The 26,796-nt window shown below is 59.1% G+C and carries 25 protein-coding genes; 15 read left to right on the top strand and 10 right to left on the bottom strand.

What is annotated here, in order from left to right; genetic code table 11:
- Positions 1–215: 215 nt before the first annotated feature.
- The 4 genes from J3U87_RS30835 to J3U87_RS30820 form a co-directional block, all read right to left on the bottom strand.
- Positions 216–1,970 (bottom strand): SUMF1/EgtB/PvdO family nonheme iron enzyme, encoded by a 1,755-nt coding sequence (locus J3U87_RS30835; RefSeq protein ID WP_237379645.1) that lies wholly within the window; start codon positions 1,968–1,970, stop codon positions 216–218.
- Positions 1,971–2,246: 276 nt separating this feature from the next.
- Positions 2,247–2,489, bottom strand: coding sequence for an ATP-binding protein (locus J3U87_RS30830; RefSeq protein WP_337249580.1), 243 nt, complete (start codon positions 2,487–2,489; stop codon positions 2,247–2,249).
- A gap of 379 nt (positions 2,490–2,868) precedes the next feature.
- Positions 2,869–3,537, bottom strand: coding sequence for a glutathione S-transferase family protein (locus tag J3U87_RS30825; protein WP_237379643.1), 669 nt, complete (start codon positions 3,535–3,537; stop codon positions 2,869–2,871).
- A gap of 177 nt (positions 3,538–3,714) precedes the next feature.
- On the bottom strand, positions 3,715–4,164 hold the full coding sequence (locus tag J3U87_RS30820) for a hypothetical protein (protein ID WP_237379642.1): 450 nt from the start codon (positions 4,162–4,164) through the stop codon (positions 3,715–3,717).
- Between the two features lie 492 nt (positions 4,165–4,656).
- Between J3U87_RS30820 and J3U87_RS30815 the strand changes: the two genes are divergently transcribed.
- Together J3U87_RS30815 and J3U87_RS30810 are read left to right on the top strand one after the other, a co-directional pair.
- Positions 4,657–6,837 (top strand): tetratricopeptide repeat protein, encoded by a 2,181-nt coding sequence (locus J3U87_RS30815; protein ID WP_237379641.1) that lies wholly within the window; start codon positions 4,657–4,659, stop codon positions 6,835–6,837.
- Positions 6,838–6,953: 116 nt separating this feature from the next.
- Complete coding sequence (locus tag J3U87_RS30810) at positions 6,954–7,502, top strand: zf-TFIIB domain-containing protein (RefSeq protein ID WP_237379640.1); 549 nt, start codon at positions 6,954–6,956, stop codon at positions 7,500–7,502.
- Positions 7,503–7,550: 48 nt separating this feature from the next.
- Here J3U87_RS30810 and J3U87_RS30805 read toward each other — a convergent pair whose 3' ends face one another.
- A complete protein-coding gene (locus J3U87_RS30805; RefSeq protein WP_237379639.1) occupies positions 7,551–8,393 on the bottom strand; it encodes a polysaccharide deacetylase family protein in 843 nt (280 codons plus the stop codon).
- A gap of 485 nt (positions 8,394–8,878) precedes the next feature.
- On the opposite strand from J3U87_RS30805, the gene J3U87_RS30800 reads away from it, so the two are divergent.
- The 6 genes from J3U87_RS30800 to tsf all read left to right on the top strand — a co-directional run bounded on the left by J3U87_RS30800 (position 8,879) and on the right by tsf (position 13,879).
- On the top strand, positions 8,879–9,694 hold the full coding sequence (locus J3U87_RS30800; protein ID WP_237379638.1) for an ABC transporter ATP-binding protein: 816 nt from the start codon (positions 8,879–8,881) through the stop codon (positions 9,692–9,694).
- Complete coding sequence (locus J3U87_RS30795; RefSeq protein ID WP_237379637.1) at positions 9,691–10,911, top strand: ABC transporter permease; 1,221 nt, start codon at positions 9,691–9,693, stop codon at positions 10,909–10,911. The genes J3U87_RS30800 and J3U87_RS30795 overlap by 4 nt, the downstream gene beginning before the upstream one ends.
- 187 nt (positions 10,912–11,098) lie before the next feature.
- Complete coding sequence (gene rplM / locus J3U87_RS30790) at positions 11,099–11,533, top strand: 50S ribosomal protein L13 (protein WP_237379636.1); 435 nt, start codon at positions 11,099–11,101, stop codon at positions 11,531–11,533.
- 13 nt (positions 11,534–11,546) lie between these two features.
- Positions 11,547–11,939, top strand: a complete 393-nt coding sequence (gene rpsI, locus J3U87_RS30785) for a 30S ribosomal protein S9 (protein ID WP_237379635.1) — start codon at positions 11,547–11,549, stop codon at positions 11,937–11,939.
- A 150-nt stretch (positions 11,940–12,089) separates the two neighbouring features.
- Positions 12,090–12,884, top strand: coding sequence for a 30S ribosomal protein S2 (gene rpsB / locus J3U87_RS30780; protein WP_237379634.1), 795 nt, complete (start codon positions 12,090–12,092; stop codon positions 12,882–12,884).
- A gap of 341 nt (positions 12,885–13,225) precedes the next feature.
- Entirely contained in the window at positions 13,226–13,879 is a 654-nt protein-coding gene (gene tsf / locus J3U87_RS30775; protein WP_237379633.1) for a translation elongation factor Ts, read from the top strand.
- Between the two features lie 83 nt (positions 13,880–13,962).
- Here tsf and J3U87_RS30770 read toward each other — a convergent pair whose 3' ends face one another.
- Entirely contained in the window at positions 13,963–15,297 is a 1,335-nt protein-coding gene (locus J3U87_RS30770; RefSeq protein ID WP_237379632.1) for a cytochrome P450, read from the bottom strand.
- Positions 15,298–16,013: 716 nt separating this feature from the next.
- Between J3U87_RS30770 and J3U87_RS30765 the strand changes: the two genes are divergently transcribed.
- From J3U87_RS30765 to J3U87_RS30755, 3 genes are all read left to right on the top strand, one after another.
- Entirely contained in the window at positions 16,014–16,280 is a 267-nt protein-coding gene (locus J3U87_RS30765) for an RNA recognition motif domain-containing protein (protein WP_237379631.1), read from the top strand.
- Between the two features lie 306 nt (positions 16,281–16,586).
- Complete coding sequence (locus tag J3U87_RS30760) at positions 16,587–18,260, top strand: methyl-accepting chemotaxis protein (protein WP_237379630.1); 1,674 nt, start codon at positions 16,587–16,589, stop codon at positions 18,258–18,260.
- A 359-nt stretch (positions 18,261–18,619) separates the two neighbouring features.
- The gene (locus tag J3U87_RS30755; RefSeq protein ID WP_237379629.1) at positions 18,620–19,072 is read left to right on the top strand and encodes a DUF1232 domain-containing protein; all 453 of its coding nucleotides are present in this window, start codon (positions 18,620–18,622) and stop codon (positions 19,070–19,072) included.
- An 84-nt stretch (positions 19,073–19,156) separates the two neighbouring features.
- Here J3U87_RS30755 and J3U87_RS30750 read toward each other — a convergent pair whose 3' ends face one another.
- Positions 19,157–19,951 (bottom strand): DUF1223 domain-containing protein, encoded by a 795-nt coding sequence (locus J3U87_RS30750; protein WP_237379628.1) that lies wholly within the window; start codon positions 19,949–19,951, stop codon positions 19,157–19,159.
- A 285-nt stretch (positions 19,952–20,236) separates the two neighbouring features.
- On the opposite strand from J3U87_RS30750, the gene creB reads away from it, so the two are divergent.
- Both creB and creC read left to right on the top strand, forming a co-directional pair.
- Positions 20,237–20,968 carry a two-component system response regulator CreB gene (gene creB, locus J3U87_RS30745; protein WP_237379627.1) on the top strand — a complete coding sequence of 244 codons (732 nt, stop codon included), beginning with the start codon at positions 20,237–20,239 and terminating at the stop codon, positions 20,966–20,968.
- Positions 20,965–22,386: a two-component system sensor histidine kinase CreC gene (creC, locus tag J3U87_RS30740; protein ID WP_237379626.1), complete on the top strand. Its 1,422-nt coding sequence runs from the start codon at positions 20,965–20,967 to the stop codon at positions 22,384–22,386. Before creB ends, creC begins: the two co-directional genes overlap by 4 nt.
- Positions 22,387–22,589: 203 nt before the next feature.
- On the opposite strand, the gene J3U87_RS30735 is transcribed toward creC, so the two are convergent.
- Both J3U87_RS30735 and J3U87_RS30730 read right to left on the bottom strand, forming a co-directional pair.
- Positions 22,590–22,829, bottom strand: a complete 240-nt coding sequence (locus tag J3U87_RS30735) for a hypothetical protein (RefSeq protein WP_237379625.1) — start codon at positions 22,827–22,829, stop codon at positions 22,590–22,592.
- Positions 22,830–22,876: 47 nt separating this feature from the next.
- Positions 22,877–23,512, bottom strand: a complete 636-nt coding sequence (locus tag J3U87_RS30730; protein WP_237379624.1) for a CPBP family intramembrane glutamic endopeptidase — start codon at positions 23,510–23,512, stop codon at positions 22,877–22,879.
- Between the two features lie 872 nt (positions 23,513–24,384).
- Here J3U87_RS30730 and J3U87_RS30725 point away from each other — a divergent pair.
- Together J3U87_RS30725 and J3U87_RS30720 are read left to right on the top strand one after the other, a co-directional pair.
- Positions 24,385–24,783, top strand: coding sequence for a DM13 domain-containing protein (locus J3U87_RS30725; protein WP_237379623.1), 399 nt, complete (start codon positions 24,385–24,387; stop codon positions 24,781–24,783).
- 246 nt (positions 24,784–25,029) lie between these two features.
- Complete coding sequence (locus J3U87_RS30720; RefSeq protein WP_237379622.1) at positions 25,030–26,049, top strand: carbon-nitrogen hydrolase family protein; 1,020 nt, start codon at positions 25,030–25,032, stop codon at positions 26,047–26,049.
- A gap of 242 nt (positions 26,050–26,291) precedes the next feature.
- Here J3U87_RS30720 and J3U87_RS30715 read toward each other — a convergent pair whose 3' ends face one another.
- A complete protein-coding gene (locus tag J3U87_RS30715) occupies positions 26,292–26,594 on the bottom strand; it encodes a DUF433 domain-containing protein (RefSeq protein ID WP_237379621.1) in 303 nt (100 codons plus the stop codon).
- Positions 26,595–26,796 lie beyond the last annotated feature (202 nt).

The raw sequence follows: 26,796 nt of genomic DNA, 5'->3' as shown, positions 1-26,796 counted from the left end.
CTTCTTCCGTATTTTCACAAGCGCTTCGCATGGCTTGGAGGGCGCGCACGGAGACCCTTTCACGACCACCCGGGCGGTGCGATCCGACCTTCCGTCGGCAGGGCGGCGGGCGGCGTTTGAAAAACCTAACGCACTCGCCCATCACCTTATTTCGCAAAAAAAGCGCGATCTTCGCACCGATCGTCAGCGGGGCTTCGCACCCCGCGGCGCCCCGCTCAGAAACGGCGACAGATGCGGAATCCCACGTTGGCGTGACCGGCCGACGGATAGGCGAAGTCTCGCGCCGAGACGCGGACGCCGTTTTCGGAACTGCCGAAGTGACCGCCGCGAATGACCCGCATCTCGCCGAACGATTCGTTGACCGGGTTCCGCCCCGCCAATCGGGTGTAGAAATCCTCGGCGTAGAGGTCGTGTACCCATTCCGAAACGTTGCCGGCGAGGTCGACCGTATCGCCGTGGCCGCGATAGTAGGCGAAGGTGCCCACCGGCAATGGGCCGTCACTGTCGAAATTGCAGCGGGGAATCGAGTCCTTCATGGGGGGATCGGCGCCCCAGGGATAGGTGTTTTCCAGGGTGATGCCGCGTGCCGCCTTCTCCCATTCCGCCTCGGTGGGCAATCGATAGCCGGAGGCCTCGATGTCGGTCAGGATCGGGAATTTCACCGCGCAATCTTCGACGCAATCCTGATCGGTGACGATGGGGATCGTCTCGCTGGAGCCCTCGTGGCTGTAGGCGGGTGTCAGGCCCTGGGTGAGGGACAGCCAATTGCAGAAGGCGATGGCGTCGTACCAGGTGACGTGGGTGATCGGATGATCTTCGTCCAGACCGGCAACCTCCGGCATCACCCGTCCTTCGGCAAGCGGGTGGCCGCCTTCGATGAATGCCGCGTATTGGGCTCGCGTCACTTCGCGCTTACCCAGGAGGAAGGTGTCGACCTCGACGGTATGGGACGGCGATTCGTCGTCGTTGCACAGCAGGTCGAACGGCGAGCAACCCATTTGAAAGGGTCCACCGGCGAAATGGGCGTATCCCGCGGGAATCAGCGCTTCGTCGGGCGGGGCTTTGGTGCCGGCCACACCGGCGGCACCTCCCTCGGCTCCTCCCGGAAGCGGGAACAGATCCGATTTGACACCGAACCAGGCGCCGGCCACCAGCAGCGGTACCAACAGGATCGCGAGCCACTTCAACGAACCTCTTTTGTTGTCGCAGGGCTCGTCGTCGCAACGGCGCACCGGCGGCGTGGTTTCCGGCTCGGACGAGCGCCACGATTTGAACGGTTCGTACACTTCCGGGCGACGTTCGGCCTTTTCCCTGGCCAAACTGATGGCCGTTCGGCCTTCGGTGTCCGGGCTGAGCGGGTTGATGCCCGCCGCCAACAGGCGGTCGATGGCCTTGCGGTTGCTCTCGTCGATGGCGAAAAAGAGCGCGTCCCAACCGGCGGCATCCTTCAAGGACGGATCGGCATCGGCTTTCAGCAAGCGCTCCAGAAGATTTTGTTTGGAATAGGCCGCGGCCAGCATCAGGGCGGTCTGGCCCTGGTTGTTTTGGCGATCCAGGCCGGCGCCGCGTTCGATCAACCACGCGGCCAGGTCTTCGTGGCCCTTGCGCACGGCCCACATCAGCGAAGTCCAGCCGTTGGTGTCCGGTAGATCGGGTTTGGCGCCCTGCTCCACCAGGTACTGGACCATGGCCAAGTCACCGCATTCCACCGCGACCAGGAGCGGTCGCTTCCCGGTGGGGTAGGGCTGGTTGACTGGGTAGCCGTGCTCGACGTAGTCGCGAACGACATCCAATTCACCACGAGCGACACTGTCGAAAAAATCCCGTTGAGTTTCGGGATTGACCTCGGGCTCGCGGTCTTTGTTTTTTTTGGTTGGGGCTTCTTCTTTTGGCTTCATCAATATAAGGGAGCCGATTCCGAACAGTACGATAAGAATCCAGGCCAGAATCGTCATCAGGTCTTGATTCATTAGTTGAGCACGTCCCACCGCGATTAAACACCGGGCGCCTTCAAGATACCGCAAAAAGGGATGGACCTAAAGGTTAAATTTTGAAAAAGGAGAATGGTGGGTAAATTTTGGCGGCTCGTGGAGAGATCCGACAAGTCGTCGAAAGATCAAGCCCTTGCGGCTATTCTTCGGGTGCGTTTCTTTCGGGAAATCCACCGCTGCATCTCCCTGAAACGGTTCCTGAAAAACCCGCGAAAGCGATGTCGTGCAGGGGCTGGGTGCGATGCCTCCCCTGCCTCAGCCCTCGGCGGTCGGCAACAGGATCTCGAACTGCATGCCTTGATTTTCGCCGTCCGAATGGACTTCCAATCGTCCTTCCATTTCCTCGATCGCGATGGCGCAGAAGTGCAGGTCGAAACCGATCTGCCGCTCCATGAACCCCTGGCTGAACACGCGCGGCAAATCCTGCGGCCGGCACCCGCGGCCGTCGTGCGCCAGGAGCACGCAGACGCGGCCGTCGCCGGCCCCGAGGGAAGGAATCGGTCGATCGGCTCTCGCGCATAAACTTAGTGCCGATCCAGGAATGTTGCGACGTCCACGACAGGGGCGGTTCGCCTGGATGGGCAGGGTATCGTGTGCCAGGTGTCAGGTGTCAGGTGTCAGGTGTCAGGCAGTAGGTGTCCGGACGTGGATGGCGGCTGCCCGAGACTAGAACGCCACCGCCTTGGAATGGTGCCCATCCAGGAGCGTGGCGATGTCCACGACAGGGGCGGTTCGCCTGGATGGGCACGGCATCGGGTTTCGGATATCAGGTGTCGGGTCGGCATGAAACGGGTGCCTCGAATTGATTGGCTGAGGCCTGAGACCTGAAACCTGAGACCTGAAACCTGAAACCTGACGCCTGATACCTTCCGATTCTCTATCCTTCGTTTTCTTCGTAGATGCTGAGGACTTCCGTTTCGGCCAGCGAGGCCTCGCGCCATTCACGCATGGCGGGCAAACCCTTCATGTGGTTCACGTACTCGCGACAAACCGAGTCCAGCTCGGTCTGGTAGCTGATGAACCGGTACACGACCGGCGCGTACATCGCGTCGGCGATGGTGAGGTGTGGTCCGAAGAGAAAGGGTCCCGATGCGCCGTGGGCTTTTCGCAGGTCGCGCCACAGTTGGCAGATTCGGTCGATCTCCGCCTGGAGTTCCGCGTTCGGGCCGCGCGGGGCCAGGGTCTGGCGCACGTTCATCGGCATCAGCGTCCGCAGGGTGAGGAACCCCGAGTGCATTTCCGCGGCGACGGCGCGGGCTTCGGCGCGGGTTCGCACATCCGACGGCCAGCCCTTGACCTGATCGAAGGTTTCCGTGACGTATTCACAGATCGCCAGCGAATCCCAGATGTCGATTTCGCCGTGAACCAGCGCGGGGACTTTCCCGCTGGGTGAATACTTGCGCACTTCGCAGTGAAAGGAGTCGGTACCGAGCAAAAGGCGTTCGACCTGGAAGGGAACGTCGTAGTGGCGCATCAGCAGCCAGGGACGTAGGGACCAGCTCGAATAATTGTAATTACCTATGATGAGAAGGGGTTGGGCCTGCATGCGTGCTTCCTTTGAACGAGGGAATCGGTGCTGCCCCGACAGATTGGGGAGTATGCTTCAGTCTACACCAATCTTCCTCGTGGGAAAGGCAGGCTGCCTTCTCGGCTTCAAAGGCCGTCGCGCGACTCCTGCCCCCCAGGTCGAACCAGGAGCGAGGCGACGGCCTGGATTACGACCTCAGGTGCTTAGCGGTGAGGTGGAAACCTGATGGGTATAGACGCCCACGAAGACGTGAACGTGCTGCGAGGGAATCCCGAGAATGTAGCAAGGCTCGTGGGATTCGGGGTACAGCGGCCAGCGCAGGGTAATGGCTGCGATGTCGCCGTCGAAGCCCGCCTTTTTGGCCAAGGCTTCGGCGACGGTCAGATTCATGGGGACCGGAAAGGGAATGACGCGGTCTTCCAGCCACGGAGAGTCGATGTGGCGCGGCGGCTCGAATTGTCCCTTCACATTGTTGAGAATGATGGTGCTGTTCGGTACGGTGGCGGGATCGTTGTACACGAAACGCCAGAGTTCGGGCTGTCCTCGGTTCCAATCGGCCTCGTATAGCTGGGCTTGTGGAAATTCTTTGAGAACGATCGCGTGGCCCGTGTCGAGCATCTTTAGGAAGTCACCGGGGTTACTCATGGTGGTACCTCCACAAAATGAGTGGGTTGATCCTTTGGTTCGAAAGGATGCAGAGGGGTTGTGTTTTGAGAACGTGAATCAGTTTCTCAAGTATAGGTTTGAAATTGGTTAATTTTCAAATATTTTGTTTTAACCTAATGCTTATAATTAATTTGTGTGAGAAGATTGTTGTGATCCTTGTTTTGAATCGCTTCTTGTCTTGCTCTTGGAATTAACGGATGCCGCTTTATTCGCGCTGGCCGGACCGCCGTTCTTCTGGGGTCCGCCGGCTTTGGGGAGGTCCCGCGACTCCCTATCGCTCCCTCGCGAGAACCGAGGGCGCTGCCTTTTCGCGCCGGATGCGTGCTTCCCGGCGGAACCGAAAAGGGCCTCGATGGAGATCGCGTGACCGGCAAGTCTGGGTCAACACGTGCAAATCGAGTGTTTTTCCACAAATTAGTGTTATCTTTAATATATCCACAACGGTTATGGCAAAGGGCACTTTGAGGAGATATGAAGTTGGTAGACCGGATGGATGGCCGAGACCCTTGGAACGGCTCCCCCGAGTTGGGGACGGAGCCGGATGGTCCTTTTCGGGAAGTGATGGCCCTGGTGGAGTGTGCCGAGACCGACGGCGGTCGGAAAGACCGGCTCACGACCAAGGCCGTGGCCACGCCGAACGATGCCGAGACACGTGACGCCACGCTGGCCCAGATCATCGCGCGCCATGGCGAAGCTTTGTGGCGCCGGGGTCGCCCGGAAGCCGCGTTGCAGGAAGCCAACCGCGCCCGCGCCCTGGATCCGCTTTGCCCGAATCACGCCTCCTTGGCGGCCCAGTGCCTGTTGGATCTGGAACGTCCGGACCAGGCTTTGAAACTGTTGAACCAGGTGCTCCTTTTTTTCGAAGCCGGACCTTCGCGTGAAGAAATCATCACGTTGGAACACGAGGCACTGCGTGACTCGGTGGCCAGGCTCCTGTTGCTGCGGGCCCATGCCCGGTTCGATCTGGATCTCCATTCCGAGGCCTTCGACGATATCTACCGCGTCCTGGCCCTGATGCCCAACATGGCCGAGGCCTACCATCTTCAGGCCCTGTTCCACCGTCGACGCCGCGAGTGGAGCGACGCACTGGAAAACCTGAGCCTGGCACTGGCGTTCGAGCCCGGGAACCCCCTTTTCCTGATGAACCTGGCGCGTGTACATAAAGAAATGGACGACGCCTACCAGACCATTCGGGTTTGTAACCAGGCCCTCGAACACCGAACCTTCCGGGGCGAGCTTTTCGATTTGCGCGGTTGGGCCCACGCGCGCCTGGGTCACCTGAACGCGGCCGAAAGTGATTTTTCCAGCGCGGTCACCTGCAACCCTCGAAAACCGGGGTTCCTCGTCAACCGCGCCAACAATCGGGACAACATGGGCCATCGCGAAGCGGCGCTGGAGGATTGCGACCGGGCTCTGGCCCTGGATCCGGGATGTTGGGCCGCCTATGGATTGCGCGGTTACCTGCACTATCTCCTGGGCCATTTCGAGAAAGCCTTGTGTGATTTCTCGACAGCCGTCGAGTTGGAGCCCGACGACACCCGCAACTTGTTCAACAAGGGGATCGTGTCGCGAACCCTGGAGCAGTACGGCGCGGCCATCGAGGTCTTCGACGACCTGTTGCAGCGCGATGTGGATCGAGCCGAAGCGCTTCACCAACGGGCGCTTTGCCATCGCGGGCAGGGGGCCCTGAGCCTGGCCGTCAGCGATTTGAGCGAAGCGATCGAGTTGGAGCCCGGCAACGGCAGTTACCTGTTCCGGCGAGCCGAGCTCTTTTTCGAGATGGAGAATTGGGCGGGCACGCTGGCCGATTGCGACCGGGCGCTCGTCTATCATCCCGATATGGCGGAAGCCCACAACCTGCGCGGCATGGTGCGCAAGATGTCGGGCGACCATCTCGGTGCCCTGATGGATTTCGATCGCGCGATCGCCCTCGATTACCGCGAGTTTTTCCATTTTTTCAACAAGGCGGCCACCCATGCCGCGATGGAGCAGTGGGAGCTGGCGGTCGATGCCTACGCCAAGGCCCTGGCGCGCGACCCGCGCGCCCATACCGCCTACAACAACCGCGGTTTGGCCTATCTCCACCTGGGCCTGCTCGACGATGCGCTGTACGACTTTAACGCCGCGATCGACCTGGATCCAAACGGCACCTACTACTTCAGCAACCGCGCCAACGTGTTGCACGAATTGGGTCAGTGTGACCAGGCGGTGCAGGATTGTCTCAGGGCCCTGGCCCTGGACGAGGGAAACGCCACCGCCTATTTCATCCGCGCCTTGATCGAGCGCGACTTTCATCGCGAAAACCGCGCGCTGGCGGACCTCGATCGCGCGATCGCCCTGGACGATGGCCGGGCTCATTTCTTTCACACCCGTGCGCTGATCTACGGCCATCAGGACCGGTTGGCGGAGGCCGTGAAGGACCAACTCCGCGCGATCGAGCTGGAACCCTGCGATGTGGCTTCCCACTACAATCTGGGATGCTGGTACGCGCGGCTGGGTGATGTGGCGGGCGTGATGGATGCCTTGGATCGAGTGATCGAGCTCGATCGCAAAGGCGAGTACACGGCGCAGATTCGCAACGATCCCGATTTCGACGGTGTGCGCGGCGAGCCCGAGTTTCGCGCCATGCTGGCTTCGTTGGAAACGATCTGACCGCACGCGATCCAAACGCGCCGAACCGGTCGTGAACCTCTCTCGATTTCGACGGCGGGACATCTGCTGCCTGATGCTATGATTTCCGCTATGATCGAAGGAACCGAGGTGCTTGCATGAAATGTCCGATCTGTCGCCACCAGTCGATGGTCACCGTCAATTTGGAGGACGGCCCCAAGGCGTACCATTGTGGCGCGTGCGAGGGCGACTGGATCATGGCCAACGACTACGAGTACTGGTTGGCAAGTCGTGAGGTCGCGGAAGAAAGCGCCCATCCGTTGACCCAATTCGAGATTCAGGACAGTCCGGTTCCCAAGCTGTGTCCCACCTGCCGGCAGATCCTGTTCAAGTACCGAGTTCGCCAAGACATTCAGTTTCACTTGGACCATTGCCGCGGATGTGGCGGCGTGTGGTTCGACAAGGACGAATGGAAGGTGCTCCGATCGGTGAATCTACACGACGAGTTCTACAAGATCTTCACCAGGGCCTGGCAGGAAAAGCTCAAGCAATTGGATCAGCGGGACAATTTCGCCAAGCTCTACCGCGATCGTTTCGGCGAGGACGACTACGCCGAGCTACGGAAGATCAAAGCCTGGGTCGAGGCGCATCCCCACCAGCAGTTGATTTTGGGGTATTTGACTTCGGAAGATCCCTATCGACCCTGATCGCTCGGACCGCGTCGACCCGCTGGCGGGCAAGGCGGGGGAGAGGGCTCAAGAGGCCGACTGAAGCGGGACCGTGCGGGCTGCCATCAGGGTTTCCACCGTCACCATGCGGAATCCGCGTTTGATCAATTCGCGCGCGATGATGTCGACCGCCTTGCAGGTGGCGCTGCGGTTGCCACCCCCGTCGTGAAGCCGCACGATGGATCCCGGCGAAACGCCTTCCAAAACGCGCTTGGCGATTTTTTTGGCGTTGGTGAGCTCCCAGTCTCGCGGGGAGACGTCGAACATGATGTTGGCCCGCTTCTGCAGGGCCAGCACGAAAGGCACCGACAGGAACTGCGCGGCGAAGGGCGTGCGAAACACGATGCCCGGAGGGCAGCCGAGGCTCTCCAGGAGTCGATCGCAGCGTTTGATCTCGCTCGCGACCCCAAACGGCGTTTTGCCGATCATGGGGCGATGGTGGTAGGAGTGGTTGCCCACCTGGTGTCCGTCGGCGAGGATCTCCTTGACGGTCTCCGGCGATTGCTCCACCAGCCGCCCGATGACGAAAAAAGTGGCCTTGGCGCCGTGGCGCCGCAGGGTCTTGAGCAGGTGCCCGGTGTAGGGCGGATTGGGTCCGTCGTCGAAGGTGAGGGCGACCATCGGTTCGTCCGTCTCCACCCGATGAATGACCGGTCCGAACATGCGGGTCTGCGCGATATGGCGAATGACCTCGCTGGCCAGCAACGAAATCGGCGCGAGCACCGCCAGCCACCAAAACGAGATCGATAGATACCAGCAGGTCAAGACGGCCAGGGCGAATACGGGGAGCTGGTAACGCCAGAGGAGCCCGGCGTAACGCAAGCCACCTTTGAGGCGATCGAAAACTTTACGGGAGAGCGGGGAGGTCATGAACGGTCCTTGGCGCGAATTCGAATGGATTGTGACGAGCAAAAGCGGCATCGACCGGGATCGGGGTGGAAACGAGTGGCCCCTGGCGGTCACCATACCGCGTGATACCCGTGGTTTTCAAGTGGCCATGCGCACCTTTCCGCCGGCCATGGTTGGGATAAGCGCATTTGGATAGATGATTTAACGAAAAGCCGGAGTTATGCGGCAATCCGTACGGCGGTCGGCTCGCCCATGGCTCGGGCGGCTTGTCGGAGGGGGTTGCCCCTCGCTTCGAGAACCCGCGCCGGGGTTTTTGGAGGGTGTGCGACATTCACGTGTAAGAATGATGCGGTGCCGCGTTACTGAAAGCGACGAAGAGGGAGGGCACCCGCGATAAGTGCCTTGGCTCGCATTGTTTTTGGCGATGACCCACGGGCGGCTCACCACGGCGCCGGCGTCGAAACATTCGAGCCCACCACAATCAATTTACCGTTCGAGAGGATTTCATGATCGAAGCCATCGGTTTGGAAAAGACCTTCAAAGTTCCAAAAAACAGAGGGACCAAGGATCGCGGCGAGGTTGCCGATCCCCGCGATCAGGGGAAATTGTTTCACGCGTTGCGCGGCATCAGTTTCAAGTGCGAAAAGGGCCGGGTTCTCGGCATGGTCGGTCCCAACGGTGCGGGCAAAACCACCACCCTGCGGGTTCTTTCCACCGCGCTCAAACCCACCGCCGGTCGCATCATGATCGATGGTGAAGATTTCAGCCTGTTCCCCAACGAGATTCGGCGGCGCATCGGATTCCTCTCCGGAACCACCGGGCTCTACCCCCGCCTTACCGCACGCGAGATGGTCATGTACTTCGGTCGACTGCACCGCGTACCCCAGGCCGAACTGGTCGAGCGCGTCGACAAGTTGTTCGACCGTTTCGGCATGCACGGCTACGCCAATGAACGCAACGACCGGTTATCCACCGGGATGAAGCAGAAGGTCAACATCGTTCGGACCCTGATCCACGATCCTTCGATTCTGATCTTCGACGAACCGACCACCGGTCTCGACATCATGTCCGTGCAGGTCCTGCTCGAGTTCATCGCGGATTCCAAGCGCCAGCAACGCACCGTGATTTTCTCCACCCACAGCCTGCACGAGGTGGAGGAGCTCTGCGACGAAGTCGTCGTCATCGATCAAGGCGTGTCCAAGTTTCACGGCACCGTTCCCGAGTTCAAGCGCTTGCAGGGAAGCCAGGATTTGACTCAGGCCTTCATGAAGGCCATCGGGGCCGCGGCGCCCCTCGACCGCTTGGAAGGGGGCGCGGCATGAAGCTGATTTTCACCATATACCTCAAAGAGTTCCTCGAGACCATCCGCGATCGCAAGACCCTGTTTTTCATGCTCGCCCTGCCGACCTTCGTCATGCCGTTGATTTTCTACGGGACGTTCAAGTTCATGGAGAACGTGACCACCGAGGAGCGCCAACGGGTGCTGAAGATCGCGCTGGTGGGCGAACGCAACTGGCCGAAAATCCGCGATATTTATCGGGACAACAGTGAATTCAAGTTGATCGACCAGGTCAACCCCTCCGCCGTGGCCCGCATGATTCGCAACGGCGAGCTGGATGCGGCCCTGTTGGTTCCCGACGATTTCCAGGAACTCCTGGACGAGGGGTTTCAGGCCAGTGTCGACATTCAGTCCACCGGTGCCAGCAGTATCGACATGGTGTATGGGCGCGTCAGCCAGCCGCTGGTGGAGTACGGCAGGGAGCTGCGCGATCAGCGCCTGAAGGAATTGGGCGTTTCAGCCTCGCTGCAACGCGAATCCCTCTTGGAACCCATCCTGGCCAAAGAGAGCCGGTTGGCCTCCACGCGCGAACGGCTCGGCGAACACCTGGGCGCCTTCCTTCCCTACATATTTATAATCTTCACCTTTTTGGGGGCCATGTACCCCGCCGCCGACCTGGGTGCGGGCGAAAAGGAACGCACCACGTTGGAGACGCTCTTGATCAGCCCGGTGGAGCGGTGGCAACTGGTCGTCGGCAAATATCTGGTGGTCGCCAGCGCGGCCGTCATCTCCGCCGGACTCTCGATCGTCAGTACCGCCCTGAGCGCCCTCTACATGGTTCGCAATCTCGAAGGTCGCGAAGGCCAAGATCTGTTGAACTTCATTTCCTCGATCGCCCTGATGGATTTTCTCAAGATCGGGCTGTTGATCCTGCCGTTGGCCTGTATCTTCGCGGCGCTCCTGCTTTCCGTCAGCATCTACGCCAAGTCCTACAAGGAAGCCCAGGCCTATGGGGTGCCCATTTCCTACCTGGTCATCTTCCCGGTGCTGCTTTCCATCCTGCCCGGCGTGAAACTGACCCTTGCCACTTCGATGGTGCCGCTGCTCAACGTGAGCCTGGCCAGTAAGGAAATCATCAAGGGAACCCTGGATCCGTTGCACTATATGATGATCTTCGCATCGACCCTGTTGATCGCGGTTTTCGGCATTCTTTTTTGCAGCAAATGGTTCCAACGGGAAGAGGTCCTGTTCCGCACCTGAACCGCTGGAAACCCCCTGGTGGCGCGCCATTCGGCGCCTCCGGGGAGGTCCCCAAAATCTTTTTGACCTACCTTTGGTTCTATAGTAGAGTTAGGGTTTCGTGCGGATACCCTGATCGGTTTCGCGCGGAACTGGTAAATACGATAAGCGGAGGGACTTCCCTCCAGACAACACAGGAGTACCGAGCATGTCAACTTACTTCCCCAGTAAGGAAAGCGTAGAGCGCAAGTGGTACGTGGTTGACGCCGAAGGTAAGCCCATTGGTCGAGTCGCGAGCTCTGTAGCGCGCATCTTGATGGGTAAACACAAGCCCATCTATACCCCCCATATCGATACGGGCGATCACGTCATCATCATCAATGCTGACAAGGTCCGTTTCACCGGGAAAAAGCTGCAGTTCAAAGTCTATCGCAGACACTCTTCGCGTCCAGGCAGCCTGAAGACCATCACTGCCGGGCACCTTTTGCAGAAGCACCCCATCCGTCCCCTCGAAATCGCCATCAAGGGGATGTTGCCGAAAACGAAAATGGGCCGTGCCATGTACCGCAAGCTGAAAGTTTACGCGGGAACCAATCACCCGCATGCGGCACAGCAACCCGAAGCCCTTGAATTGAACATCTGAGGAGGCACTGAACGTGGCCGATATCCAATACTACGGCACCGGAAGAAGGAAGTCATCCGTGGCGCGCGTGTTCCTGCGCCCCGGCACCGGCAAAATCACGGTGAACAAGCGTGAATTCGACGACTACTTTCCCACCGATCTTTTGAAAATGATCATCCGTCAGCCCTTGACGCTGACCGAAACCCAAGACAAGTTCGACATCTTCGTCACCGTCAGCGGCGGCGGTACCACCGGCCAAGCCGGCGCCATTCGCCACGGCATCTCGCGCGCGTTGACCGAATTCAACGCCGAACTGCGCGGCAAGCTGAAAGCTGCCGGTTTCCTCACCCGCGATTCTCGTGAGAAAGAACGTCAGAAGCCCGGTTTGCGTGGTGCACGCAGACGCTTCCAGTTCTCCAAACGCTGAGCGGGGTCCAAGCACTACAGGCGTGTTTGGCCTCGAGCCCCCGGCTCGGACCGTTCCCTCTCAACCTTGTCCGCGGACCTGGCGGACAAACCGAATGTCAAAGTTAAACCCGTTGCTTTCAAACGGGTTGCATGAAAAGGCAGGTTCCACATGGTTCACATTTCCATGAAAGAATTGCTGGAAGCCGGCGTCCACTTTGGTCACCAGACCAAACGCTGGAATCCGAAGATGAAAAAGTTCATCTTCGGCAGTCGCAACGGCATCTACATCATCGATTTGCAGAAGACGCTGAAGAAGTTCAAAGAAGCTGTTCAGTTCGTCCAGAATGTCGCCGAAAACGGTGGCAGTGTTTTGTTTGTGGGCACCAAGCGTCAGGCCCAAGAGTCCATCGAGAACGAAGCGCAGCGCTGCAGCATGTACTATGTCAACAATCGCTGGTTGGGCGGCACGCTCACCAACTTCAAGACCATCCGCAAGTCGGTTGAAACGCTCAACCGCTTGGAAGCCATGGCGCACGATGGGTCTTACGACAAGCTTACCAAGAAAGAAATTCTCGACGTCGAGAAGAAAAAAGAGAAGTTGAACAAGGTTCTCTCCGGGATCAAGAGCATGACGCGCTTGCCGGATGCGATTTTTGTGGTCGACCCCAATCGCGAGAAGATCGCCGTGTCCGAAGCCAACAAGTTGGGCATTCCCATCGTGGGCATCGTCGACACCAACTGCGATCCCGAGAACGTGGACTACGTCATTCCCGGCAACGACGATGCGATTCGCGCCGTCAAGCTGTTCACTTCCCGCATGGCCGACGCCATTTTGGAAGGCCGTCAGATTCGCGAAGCCGCTCGTGAGGGCGAAGAAGGCGACGAGGAAGAAGTTGTGGAAACTTCCGGTCCCAGCGCATACCACAGTGATGGTTCCGTGCCCAACGCCGACACCCGCGACTAAGGTATCAACCGGGTCGCCGCCGGGCCGTTTCGGTTCCCCGCGCGGCTGACCCAGACCGGGGAGAAGCGTTTTTGTCACCCTTCTCCCCGTTTGCTCATCTTTGGCTCACAGGCGTATGGCAAACATACGGGATTGTGGCGATTACGGAATGGTGATGCCGGCGTACCCGGCCGTTTTCACGAGCGGACCACGAGCTTCTGGTTTCCCGCTCCCCGGGTCCCGGACAAGAAACAGATGAGACGCGACCTCGGCGGCGTTCCCATCACGCGAATTGAAAACCGGATGAACTCACGAGCCGAATCGTTGGCAGAATTGTCAGAACAAGTTATTAGGAGAACAACATGTCCATTAGCGCAAAAGATGTGAAAGAACTCAGAGAGCGTACCGGCCTCGGTATGATGGAGTGTAAGAAAGCACTTGTCGAGTGCAACGGCAACATCGATGAGGCCGTCACCTACCTGCGCAAGCGTAGTGAGAAGAAGGTGGAGAAACTTGCCGCGCGTATCGCCGCCGAGGGAACCGTGACTTCCTACGTACACGGCAACGGCCGCATCGGCGTTCTTTTGGAACTCAATTGCGAGACCGACTTCACCGCTCGCAACGAGAACTTCCAGAGCCTGGCCAAGGACATCGCCCTCCACATCGCGGCTGCCAACCCCCGCTTCCTGTCTCGCGAAGAAGTCACTCCCGAGATCCTCAAAGAAGAAAAGGATATCGCGCGTGACCGTGCCATCGCCAGCGGCAAGCCCGAGAAGGTCGTGGAAAAGATCGTGACCGGCAAAATGGAGAAATTCTACGAAGATCACTGCCTGCTCGAGCAGAAGTTCGTCAAGGATCCCAAGGTTTCCGTTCAGGACCTGATCAAGGAAACCACCCACAACATCGGTGAAAAAATCACCCTGCGCCGTTTCGTGCGCTACGAGTTGGGTCAGGGCATCGAAAAGAAAGTCGACAACTTCGCCGAAGAAGTGGCCAAGCAGGTCGCCGGCAAGTAAGTCGTTCGGTTCCACCACCGAAAGCATGATGGAAAGGGCTGTCTTCCCGCTGGGAAGGCGGCCCTTTTTTCGTGGTGATCGACCTAGCCGCGGGTGAGGCCGGCGATGCGGTCGCGAACCCGGACCAGGGGGCCCCGTCCGCTCGGTGCGCAGAAGAAACCCTGGACCTCGGGTTTGCCGATCGGTTGATCCAGGCGCATTTCCAGTCGTGTCAGCAGGGTTGCCACCACGACCTTCATCTCCTGAATGGCGAAGGACTTGCCCACACACATGCGGTTGCCGCCACCGAATGGCGCCCAACTGTAGATCGAAACTTTGTGTTCCAGGAAGCGCTCGGGTCTGAAGACGAGCGGGTCCTCGTACACATCGGGATCGCGATGCAGGACGTGGGTGGCCACCGCGACCATGGTGCCGGCGGGCAGGGGATAGCCGCCGAGCTCGAGAGGGTCGGCCAGGTAGCGCACGCCGGTGAACCCGCCTATGGAAGGGCAAAGGCGCAGCATTTCCTTGATGACGGCGTCCAGGTAGGTCAGCCGTTCCACATGATCGCGTGCCACCGCCGCGCCCTGGGTGACGCGTTCCAATTCGGACACGACCTGGATGTAGATGGCGGGATCCCGCAAGATGCAGCCGAAAAGCCACGCGAGGGCGTTGCTGGTGGTGCCGAAACCGGCCTTCAGCAAGGTGATCAGCTCGTCGTGCAGCTCCTTGGCGCTCAGGCGTCGGCCATCGCTTTTCTGGACCTGTGTCAGGCGGGCGAAGACGTCCACCCGATGGCTCATGTCCGCACCGGCGTAGCGTTCGATGTGGTCGGTCACGATACGGCTCAATTCCCGCTCGACCATGACCCGTTGCTGGCCCTTGATGGCCGCATCCTCGAGGCACATCAGGCGCGGGCACAGGATTTCCAGTTCTTCGCGGGGGAAACCCAGAATCGAGTGGGCGATGACCCGAATGGTGATGCGCTGCAGTTCGGGCAGCAACGGAAAGGGCCGGGTTCGCGACCAGGCCTTGGCCTGGCGCTCCGCCGCCGCGATGATGGCGGGAATGTAGGCCTTCATGCTCGCACCCGTGAAAATGGGCTGATATACGCGGCGAATCTCCGCATGGGCTCTTCCGTCCAGTCGGATGATCCCACCCGTTTGGGTTTTTCCACCGAAAAGGATCTTGTTGGCGGCTCCGGCGAGCACCCGATCCGGGTCCGCCTTGAACAAAGTCTTGACATCGTCCGGCTTGGTGACGATGACCCACTTTCCGTTGTTCGTTTCCGTGACCTCCGTGTTCCCGAAACGGCCGAGTTGCAAGGTGAAGATCGAACCGAAGTCGCGATGACAGGATTCGATGAAGTCGATGGGTGCCGTGCGCATGAGTCGTAACTGTTCGGATTCGGGTAGCGCGGGACCGGGCGGAAAAGTCATTGTTCACCACTGAAATGTTTGCGGGTCAAAGTTCGAAATTATAATGGTTTTAAAATGTAAATCAAAGTAAATAGGGACTTAGGGTGATTCGTGCGGGGGTGGGATTTGTGAGTGTTTGTGGGGTTTTCCGCGGTCTGGGAACTTGGTTTCCGTGAGATCGATGGACCTGGCCTCCGCTTGCGGGCCGGTTTCTCGCGCTCTTGGGCCTTTATCGGGTTCCGGTGAATCGAGGACCGAATTTTTAATGGCATGCGACCTCTCGCCGAAAATGAACCGGCATTTTTTCCGCCAAATTTCGCCGATCGGATCGCTATTGGGGTTTTTCTCACTGGTATATCATCACTTTCTCACAAAATAACAGTTGCTACCCCTTCTGGTGTCCTATAGAATGGCCGGTGTTGTGAGTGAGTTGGTTTCTATAACCGATTTAACCCGACATTTGATATGAGATAGGCCACCATGGCGTTTCTCGATCAAAAAACCTCTCCCGTTCCCGTTAAGTGCAGCGTGTTCCGATTCTTCTTTGAGTTCGTAGGAATAGACCATTTTTCCAGTTTCAGGCAAGTGGCTCTGCGGCATAGGGAAGGACCCATGATGGGTTCCACAACCAAGGTGAATTTTTTGAAAGTCCGTTAACCAATTGCCCACCCAGGTGCCACCATCACCGACTTTCGGGTTGGCACGCACCGCAGACCCTGAAAATGGAGACATGTAGCATGAAAATCTTTATCGGAAATCTGGCCTGGTCTACCGACGAAGCCACTCTGTTGGAACACTTTGAGCAGTTTGGCGAAATCGAGCAGATGCGCCTCATCACCGATCGTGAAACGGGTCGTTCTCGCGGTTTTGCTTTCGCAACCTACGTCAACCGCGACGACGCTCTGTCCGCCATCGAAGCGATGAACGGCAAAGAACTCGACGGCCGTGCCCTGAACGTGAACGAAGCTCGCGAGCGTCAGCCGCGTCCCGCACGTTCCTGGTAAGCCAGACCCGATCCGAATTCCTAGGAATTCGGGGTGGCGAGCCACTGTTTCCACAGTGATCGCCTGAAGAAACGCCGTGTACGGGAATCATCCCGTCACGGCGTTTTCCGTTTTTGGCCCGATCTTTTTTCGACCGCCTCCGTTTCATTTTCAAGTTTGGGGCGGAACCTGCCGACTCCCGGTATAAAAATCGCGACGAGATCAATCACTGAAGTGTATCGCAGCTTTTTTTCTTCAGTGTGACCCAATCCTTGTTCTGGATGAAGATGGTCGAGGATCCTGTCTTTTAGGGAGTGGGTGGCAGATATGGGAAAAGGTTCGTTGACCTGGTACATCCAAGGTCCGGTGATCCTGATGTTGCTGTGTTTTTTGGGGGTCGGCATTTCGGCCTTCCAAATCCTGGAACATCAAAAGAACGATGGCCTGGTGATCAATGTGGCGGGTCGCCAGCGCATGCTCAGTCAGAAATTCACCAAAGAGGTCTTCATCGAATTGACGCATCCGGGCCAATTCACCGGTGAGGGCCAGCCGAGAACGGCCCAACTCGCCGTCACCCGCACCCTTTTCGAGCGGAGCCTCGAGGCCCTCACCAAGGGCGGGGCCACCTACGCCGATCTGGCCGCGACTAAAGAGGTCACCCTTCCCGCCACTACCGATGACGGGCTTCTGGTGCAGCTCGAGTCGGTTCGCGCCAAATGGCGGACGATGATCGCCGACAGCGAGATCCTGATCTCTCAGGCCCGCGAGGGGCTCCCGTTGGACAGTGCGCTCGAAGCGGAACTGCGCACCGTCAACTTGGAGGTTCTGGCCGAGATGAACGCCATCGTCGGCGGTTATCAGTCGCTTTCCGAGGGCAAGGTCCAGGCGTTGAAATCGATCGTGACCTACGGGTTCATCGTGAGTTTGCTGTGTGCCTTCCTGGCCTTTTGGATTTGCCGCCAACGCGTCGTGAAGCCCCTGGCGCGCGCCATCGATCTGGCTCGGGCGGTGTCGGCGGGGGATTTGAGCCAACAGGTGGAGCGGTTCAATCGCGACGAGGTCGGCGACCTGTGCCGCGCCCTGAACACCATGTGCGCGGATCTCAGTATCATGCTGCGCGAGATTTCCCGGCACGGCAAGGACCTGTCGCGTAACTCCAGCGAGCTCACCGCCGTTTCCGATGGGCTTCAAACGGAAGCCAAGGGCCTGCTGGAGAAAGCGAAGGGATTGGGACTCTTTTCCAAGGAAGTCACCAATACCATCGAGGTGGCGTCCCGGCGATTCGGAGAGGCCGGCGACTTGTCCGCCAGCGTCGCTTCCAGTGCCGAACAAATGTCCGTCGCCAGTTCCGCCATCGCCCAGAGCTCGGAATTGGTGGTCAAGACCAGTAAAGGGGCGGTCGACCAGACCACTGCCGCCATGACCAATGTCAACGAGTTGCGCAACTCCGCCCGTCATATGGATCAGGTGGTCGAGGTCATCGTCAACATTTCCGATCAGACCAAGCTGTTGGCCCTCAACGCCACCATCGAGGCCGCCCGCGCCGGTCAATCGGGCAAGGGTTTCGCGGTGGTTGCCGAAGAGGTGAAAATTCTGGCCCAACAGACCAACAGGGCCATTCAGCAGATTCGCGGAAAGCTGGAGAGCATTCAGGTCGAGACCGAAAGCTCCGCGTCGGAAATCTCACAGATCGCCTTCGTCATTGGGGACGTGGACAAGGTGATCGACAATATCGTTTCTTTCGTTCACGAGCAAAAGGCGGCGACGGCCGAGGTGTCCCAGGCGATCAGTGGCGTTTCTTCCAACATCCAGGAAGTTCAGACGCTGGTCAATCAAATGGCCGGCAACCAGGTGCGTCTCAATCAGGACGTGGCGGGTGTGGAACTCAGCGGGCGGGGCCTTGCCGATGCGGTCGAATCGGTGAACAATCAAGCCATGGATCTGAAAGACCTCAGTGGGGAGTTGGAAAACATCGTGAACCGTTTTCAGCTCGCCGGCTGAGGCCCTTGGCTCGTCCGTCGGAGCCTTTGACGCCCATGGCAGCGCGGGTACCGGTGGGATGGTTCGGCCCGACTGTCCCCGTCGGGGCCCGGTTCGCGCCGGAACTGTCTAGAGGGACCCTTGGGTGGTTCCTGAATGATGATCTCGGCAACCCGACCTCGGCAACCCGACCTCGGCAACCCGAACTTCACCACCCGACGACGGCCACCCGGGCTACACTGTAAACGGTTGCCGATCTTCTGGTCCCACCGTTTCGCGCGCTGGTCTCTTCCGATCCCTTTTCCCACACCGCCCCGGTTCACCCGGTCACGATTCCTAGCCTGGCGTCTTCGATTACGCCCCAAGCGGAGGCCCGTCCCATGGACACGACCCTGTTCCCGGTCATTTGGATCGCTGTGCTGTTGCTGTCCTTTTCGCTTTTGTGGTGGAAAGGGGATCGGCTGATCGACCGCATTGCCGGACTCCTGACCCGGTTTCTTGTGGAAGCCTGGGTTCAGGTTCTTCGCTCCGGAGTCATGATGCTTCGCGTGGTGCTTGCGATGGTGGTTTCTTTGGTCTACGTGGTCATGCCGGCCGACCTGATCCCTGACGTGATCCTGGGGTTGGGTCAGATCGATGATTTCCTCGTTTTTTGCCTTTCCCATTGGATGTGGATCGCACGGGTGGTGCGGGAACGCACCGAAGGCGATATCGACGAGAAGGTCCGTCACCCACGCATCATGTTCCTGCTTCGACTCGGCACCTGTGGCCTCCTCGCGAGTGCGCTGACCGGGGCCCTGTTGCTGCTGTGGCTGACGGTCAGGCCCGTTTAGGGTCGCTGAGGCGCTTCGAGGGATGGCCAGCGCCCGCGCCTGAAACCGATCACCGCTAATCGGGCACACGGCCGGCACGGCGATTCAGTAGGTCAGGCGAGCGGCGGCCACCACGGCCAGGGTCTCGGCGTTCTGGATGTAGCCGATGACGGAACTCGATCGTCCCTTCAGGTCTTTCGGGAGTTTCAGGGCGGTGTTGCCGCTGGCGCTCGCCGCGTCCAATTCGATTTGGGCGAAGTTGCGCACGACGTTGGCGTGATGGAGCTTCCTGCCTCGGTTCTCACCGGCACCGATGGTGCGCGGGTCCACGTCGCTCACGAGCGCGAGATTCAACACGCAACCCTTGGGTAGGTGCGCCACCCGATATTGGATCTCGACACTGTGCTCGATCGTCGATCCTGCGAGGGACAGCGTGGGTTTGTTCGCATTTCCGCTCCGGGGAGTCCGGTCGGTTCGTTTCAGGGCCTGTTCGATGACCAGATCTCCCGTCGCGCGGTCGGAACCGACAAACCCCGATCCGCCGTTGACGAACATCTGCGGCGTGTAGACCCGATTGGGCTCGAGAAGGCGGGCGTAGAGCCGTTGGCGCCGGCTGTGTTCGGGGCGAGCCGCCGGGTCCTTCCAGCCCAGGTAGTCCCAGTAATCCACGTGAAAGGCGAGGGGATAGATCGCCGGTTCCTCCGATTGGGCACGACGGGCCAGTTCGTTTAAATAGGCCTCCGCCGGCGGGCATGAAGAACAGCCCTCCGAGGTGAACAGTTCGACGACCGCAAAGGAGGGCGGGGCGGAAGTCGAAGACCGGCTGCCCTCGTTCGCGGGTTCGGAAGCGATCGCAAACGGCATGGAAAGGAGGCACATCAGTGAGATCACGGGGCGCATGGACATCTCCCAAAAAGAACGTTTGCGGTTGAAAACGAGACAAGCGCGGCACGCATTCCTGCAAGTCGCGGTTTTTCACCAAATCGCCCGGGTTTATCGACGGAAGCCATCCTGTGGTGGGCGGGCGGCGTGCTAAAGTTAAGCCTCTCGATTTCGATCGGTTCGAGTCATTTCCGAAAGTCGGGTTGGATCGTACCGCACCGATGCACGGCCAGGCCTCGCGGGTGGCGGAACCCTGTGTGATCCCCCGACCATCTTCCATCTTTCCATCGAGGAACTGCTGTTATGAGCGATCACATTCTGGTCATCGAGGACGAACCCTCGATCGCGGATACCATTACCTACGCCCTGAGTACGGAAGGATTCAACTGGACCTGGTGTGGGACGGCCAGCGAGGGATTGAGCCGTCTCGAGGAGAAACCCGTTTCGCTGATCGTGTTGGACGTGGGCCTGCCCGACCTCAACGGGTTCGAACTCTGCAAGCGCATCCGTCAGACCCACACGACGCCGATCATTTTTCTTACCGCGCGTTCGGACGAAATCGATCGGGTGGTCGGCCTCGAGATTGGCGGCGACGACTACGTGGTCAAGCCCTTCAGTCCGCGCGAACTCGCGGCTCGAGTCAAGGCCGTGCTGCGCCGATACACCAACGGCGCTGGGGTGGGCGAGGCGGCCCCAGCCAATGGTGGCGACCCGACGGCGGCTCCGGTGAAGCGCGTCTTCGAGATCGACGAGGCCCGGCTCGCCATTTCCTATCACGGTCGCAGATTGCAGTTGTCGCGCTACGAATACCGATTGCTCAAGATCCTGGTGCAGCGTCCCGGTCAGGTGTTCACGCGTGACCAGTTGATGGACATGGCTTGGGACGAGCCCGAAGCCAGTATGGACCGAACCGTGGATGCCCACATCAAGTCTCTGCGCGCCAAGCTCAAGGCGGTCAAGCCCGGCTTCGATCCCATCAACACCATTCGCGGCGTGGGCTACGCATTGAAGGAAACCCAGCAGGACGGGTCATGAAAGTCCGTACCCGCATCATGATCGCCTTCATCGTGACCGTGACCGCCGGCTTCCTGTACCTGCTGAATCGCGTCGACCAATCGGTCCGGCCCATCTACCTCGAGTCCATCGAGGACGACATGCTGGAATTGGCGACCGTGTTCTCCAGCGATATCGCGCGTCGTTCACAACATGGGGAAATCGAATTGGAGGGCTTTCGCGAGCTGGTCAGTCACGCCATCTGGCGCCGTTTCGAAGCACTGATCTACGACGCCATCAAGACCCGTGTGGAGTTCGGGGTCTACGTCACCGATGCTCGCGGGATCGTGCTTTTCGACAGCACCGACCACAACCGGATCGGTGAGGACTACAGCGGCTGGAACGACGTGGCGCGAACCCTGGACGGGGAATACGGCGCACGGGCCACCTGGCAGGACTCGCCCGACGGCCGCATCCAGATGTTCTACGTCGCCTCGCCGGTGGAGGTGGATGGCCGCATCCTGGGTGTGGTGACCGTGTACAAGCCCACCACCCAGGGGTTCGGCTTCTTTCAGAAAGTTCGCGAGGAAGCGTTTCAAGGGGTGCTGATCGCCAGTTTGTTGGTGCTGTTTTGGGGGTTCCTGATCGGGTTGTGGGTCAATCGCCCCATTCAACAATTGACGGAATACAGCTTGGCCGTGCGCGATGGCCGGCGTGCCGCGGTTCCCAACCTCGGGCGGGGCGACATGGGCATGCTGGCCAAGGCCTTCGACGAGATGCGCGACGCCATCGAAGGCAAGAGCTACGTGGAGCAGTACGTCCAGACGCTCACCCACGAAATCAAGAGCCCGATCTCGGCCATTCGCGGGGCGGCCGAACTGTTGGAAGAGGAGATGCCCGAAGAGCGGCGGTTGGCCTTCATCGCCAACATCAGGGGCGAGACGCGCCGCATTCAACACATCGTCGATCGTTTGTTGGAGCTGTCGGCGATCGAGAACCGCCGTACGTTGCGCAATCTGGCCCAGGTCGACCTGGTCGAGGTTCTTTCGGATATCCTCGACGAGGCGGGCCCCCGCATCCAATCCAAGCAGATCCGGATTGCGTTCGAACCCGAGTCGGGGTTTCAGGTACGCGGCGAACGATTCCTGCTGCGCCTGGCCTTCAGCAACCTGCTGCAAAACGCCCAGGAATTCACGCCCCAGGGTGGCTCGATCCGCATTTGGTTCGACGACCGCAAGGTATTCATTCAGGACAGCGGACCCGGTATTCCGGACTACGCCCTCGGCCGGATCTTCGAACGGTTCTATTCATTGCAGCGGCCGGACAACGGCAAGAAGAGTTCGGGATTGGGGTTGAGCATCGTCCGTCAGGTGGCCGAACTCCATCAAGCCGCCGTCACCCTGCGAAACCACCCCGAGGGTGGTGCCATCGCCGTGTTCGCCTTCCCCAAACACGCCTGATGCACCTGTCTGGGCGGCTTCCGGCCACACCTATCCGTCGGTATGTGCCTGTGATCCTGGGAAACCGGAACGGCTCGGGTGCCGCACTCGAGCCTCGATGGCAAGACCCATTGGTCGATCGGCGGCCTACCGCGTTTTCCGCTTCGAAAGGACGTGGTCACCCCGATGCGGATCGAGCGACGAGACGACGGTGCCGGCGTGTGTCAGACTTTTTCCAATTCTTCGAACTTCTTGGCGAGCGAGTACTCTTTCGATGTGGCGATGGTTTCGATGTTCGCCAGTCGCTTTTCCATGACGGCCAGCCGTTGCTCCAACTCCTGGATGCGCCGGCTGGATGCCGAATCGTTCGCACTGATTTCCTTTTGTGCCTTGATCCAACTGGTGGCCACGCCGGCCGCGAACACCACCAAGACGATCGAGAACACCATGGTGAACAGACCCATAACCGCCTCCTCTTGGGAACCTGTATCTTCAGTATTATGCGCTTTTTCTATCCCAGGCTACCGGAAAAGAAGTAGCGACCCAGACCGACGGTGAAGATGAAGCATCCGTAGAGCGAGTGTTCCAGACCCACGCAGAACAGCGAGCGGGTGCGCAGGTAGGTACGGGCGAACAGGTATCCTCCCACCAACGTGAGGGCGACCGCCCAGACGTTTTCGAAGACGATGTGCATCCAACCGAAAGCCAGGGCGCTCATCCAGACCAGCATCGTTTTACTGGGAAAGATGTGTCGATAGCGCCTAAAGAAGAAGGCGCGATAAACCAGTTCTTGGGGATACACGGAAAAGACCGGATAGAAAAACATCAGGGTCAGGTAGATGTAGGGCTTGTGGGCGGGCAGGTGAAAGAACTGATCGCGTTCCCAGAGCCACACGACCAGGGCCAGGCCGATGGCGCTCATGGCGAAGAAACCGAATAGCGGAAGGGCGACCTTGCGAAGGGCGGCGGGGCGCCAGAGGCGGCGGAGATTGAACCCCTCGTCGCGGTAGAGCACGATGAAACAGAGAACCGTCACGATGAGCAGCGTCGGAATCACGGGAAGCGGGAGCCAGCCCATGACGTACAGGAGCGGCAGAATCCAAAAAATGATGATGAATTCGATCGACAGGTAGATACTTGCCTTCAACTTGGAGCTCCCTTCCAAAAGCGACGCGGGGCGTGACCGCCCGACCCATGGGTTCGGAGGCCGAGAGTGCCTGACGTCTGGTGGTTGCGTGTGACGCGCGGTTTCCGAAATCGCACGGATGTCCGTAACATCGCTTCCCGCGGCTATGTCCTGCCGGTGGATGAGGCCGGCAAAGCCTTCACTGGCGGCTGAAAGGTTGAGTTCGTGGAATGGTACAGACTGAATTCGACGTGTTGGAAACGGGGACGGAACCAGGTGTCAGGGAAGGTTGGCTGAAAGTTCGGATCTCGGGTGATCTATGGGCGTCGCGCGCGCGAGTGTCCCACCGTCGGGAAGTATCAGTATGGTGGCATTCCCATGTAGGATTTGCGTGACGGGTCTGTTCCGATAATATGGAACCGCTTTGATGAACGGGCTGGTGAGTACGTCGTGATAGGCCTTCTATCGACAAACGCGGCTCATATCTTGATGTTTTCCTCACAAAAAACTCACATAGAGGAGCATCCACGAGTGGTTGCGGAACCGGCCATCGCACCGGGGGATGCGCCTCTGTTTTCAATCTAACAGAGGAGGCACACCTGGATCAGGGGGCGACGTCACGCAATGCAATTCCAGTTCATGGAGGGGAAGTGGGGCGGCTGTTGGTGGTATTTGTAAGTACCTTGAAAGGCGTGATAAAGGTAGGTGGCCCCGCCTCGTTTCGTTGGATCTTCTCCGGCGGGTGGCTGCCACGCACGAGGTTGGAAGTTCGCCATGCCGGGAATATTTGTCGAGGGTCTTTTGTCCTGTTCGGGGAAACGACATCCAATCGCCGTGAGACAATACCCATGGTCACGTCGACACCCACCCATAGGGAAAAAGGAGTGTAACGCATGAAGGTTTTACCCTACACTTGGCTGACGACTTTCTCGCTGCTGATTCTCGGCACCACGGCCCTGGCCCAGACCCCTTCCGGGACATTCAAGAAAAAAGAAAAAGACATACGCGGCTCCTTCACGGTCAAAGACATCGGTGGAAAAAAAGTGCTCCGGTTGGGCAGTGATTTCAAGACCAAGAACGGGCCCGACCTGAAGATCGTGCTTTCTCCCAAAACCTTTGCCGAAGCCAACGGAAAAAACGCGATGGTGGGTGGATTCGTGGTCGGCCCGCTCAAAGCGACCAAGGGAACCCAATCCTATCCGTTGCCCGCAAAAATCGATTTGAGTCGCTACAAGGCGGTCCTGGTTCACTGCGAGAAGTATTCGGTGCTGTGGGGCGGCGCCGACCTGTAGGGGATGGCCTTCTGGAAGCGGCTTGGAGCCGGCGTTCGAGGAGGCCCCCTTTCCGGTTCGGTAAGCCGCTGAATGTTCAGGGATTCCGATGTGTTCCCATTTCGGGTCGATCGCGATCACGCCTCTACGCGTTTACCGAATCGGCTCCGGATGAAGAAGTTGTCGATTCTCCTCGCGTGAATCTGTCACCCTGAGTTCCCGGTTCGGGAGTACAATGGGCATGAACTGAGGGAGGGGAATGGGCCTATGAGTCACACGGAAACCGAAAAAGATGGGGGAACATCGAGAGATTCGCTGGTGATCGGTGCCGCACAGATCACTCCGGTCTGGATGGACCGCGAAGCGACCTTGCACAAGGTCGTCCAATACATCGAGGGCGGTGGCGAAGAGGGTTGCGATCTGATCGCCTTCGGCGAGGCGCTGGTGCCGGGTTATCCTTTTTGGCTGGAACGCACCGGCGGCGCACGCTTCGACGCACCGGACCAAAAAACCTGGTTCTCGCGCTACCTGGACCAGGCGGTAAGTCTCGAAGCGGGGCATTTGGATCCCGTGTGTCGTGCCGCACGCAAGGCCGGTGTCGCCGTGTACCTGGGCATCGTGGAACGGCCGGTGGACCGCGGTGGCCACAGCCTGTATTGCAGCATGGTCTACATCGACAAACAGGGCGAGATCGGATCGGTTCACCGCAAACTGATGCCCACCTACGAAGAACGGCTGGTATGGTCGCCCGGTGATGGCCACGGCCTGAAGGTTCACGCTCTGGGGCCCTTCACGGTGGGCGGTTTGAATTGCTGGGAGAATTGGATGCCCCTGCCGCGCGCGGCGCTGTACGGACTGGGAGAGGACCTGCACGTGGCCCTCTGGCCGGGCTCGCTGCGCAACACGAACGACATCACCCGTTTCATTGCCCGCGAGGGACGCTCGTTCGTGCTCTCCGTCAGCGGCATGCTGGAAGTGTCGCAAATCCCCCAGACGGTGCCTCATCGCGACGCCCTCGTCGCCGAAGACAGCCACGAGTATTTCGCCAATGGCGGATCCTGTTTGGCCGCACCCGACGGATCCTGGGTCATTCCGCCGCAATGCCATCAGGAAGGGCTGTTCTGCGCCGAAATCCACCACGACATGGTCCGTGGTGAACGCCAGAATTTCGATGCCGCCGGGCATTATTCCCGACCCGATGTGACGCGGTTGGTCGTGAATCGGCAGCGCCAGAGTACCTTGGTCTTCGAAGATGTGGACAGGGAGGCCCAGCGGGCGACGGAGTGAGCCCCGGGCGAAACCATGCACGCGGATTCCCGATTTGATCCGGGTGATTCCGCTTACCCAAAATTCCCGTTTTGTACAAGCAGTCGGCTTGGAAAGAACAGAACGATATTGATTGAATGAAAAAATAGGTCGGATAGAAGTCTATTTAACTTTGTTTTACTCTTTGTTTACTTTTTTACCCGATCTTGCACCTTTATACTCCCAGTAGAACGACAACTTGTCAGAAGCATTTTTCTCTCCTCTCAGGCCTCTTGATCAAGAGGCCTGTTTTTTTTCCGGAGCACGGGTTCGTCGTCCCAGCCGCCGTCGAGGAACATCGGCACTTTGGCCATCGCGCGCTTGGCCGCGGCGCGAATGGTTTGCTCGTCCAATTCCGGAAAGGCTTCATGGATTTCGGTGTAAGTCATGCCGTCGGCGAGCATTTGCGCGATCAGTCGTTCGGTGAGGTTGAGCGGTTTGGCGGGCTTCGGCTTGGTTTTGGCGCGCGCTTCGGTCTTGCGGGATTTGGAACCGCGACCCCTCTTGAAAAAATCCAGCCAAGCCATGTACAAGCCTCTTGCCGTGCCCATCCGCACGAAGTGAAAGTGATGGAAGATGCCCGAATCATAGCGCAGACCCATCGGCCGCGGCGACACCCACGTCGAACCTTCACCGAAGGCTTCGGCTCCGGGCGACTCGCCCAGGTAGCGGATCGAGACCCGGCCGTCTCGGGCTCCATCCCATTTCCGAAAAGATCATCAGGCCGTG

It is taken from the genome of Sulfidibacter corallicola (assembly GCF_017498545.1).
Classification (GTDB): Bacteria; Acidobacteriota; Holophagae; order Acanthopleuribacterales; family Acanthopleuribacteraceae; genus Sulfidibacter; species Sulfidibacter corallicola.
Note: the sequence above shows the minus strand (reverse complement) of the source record. Positions and strands in the feature narration are given on the sequence as shown.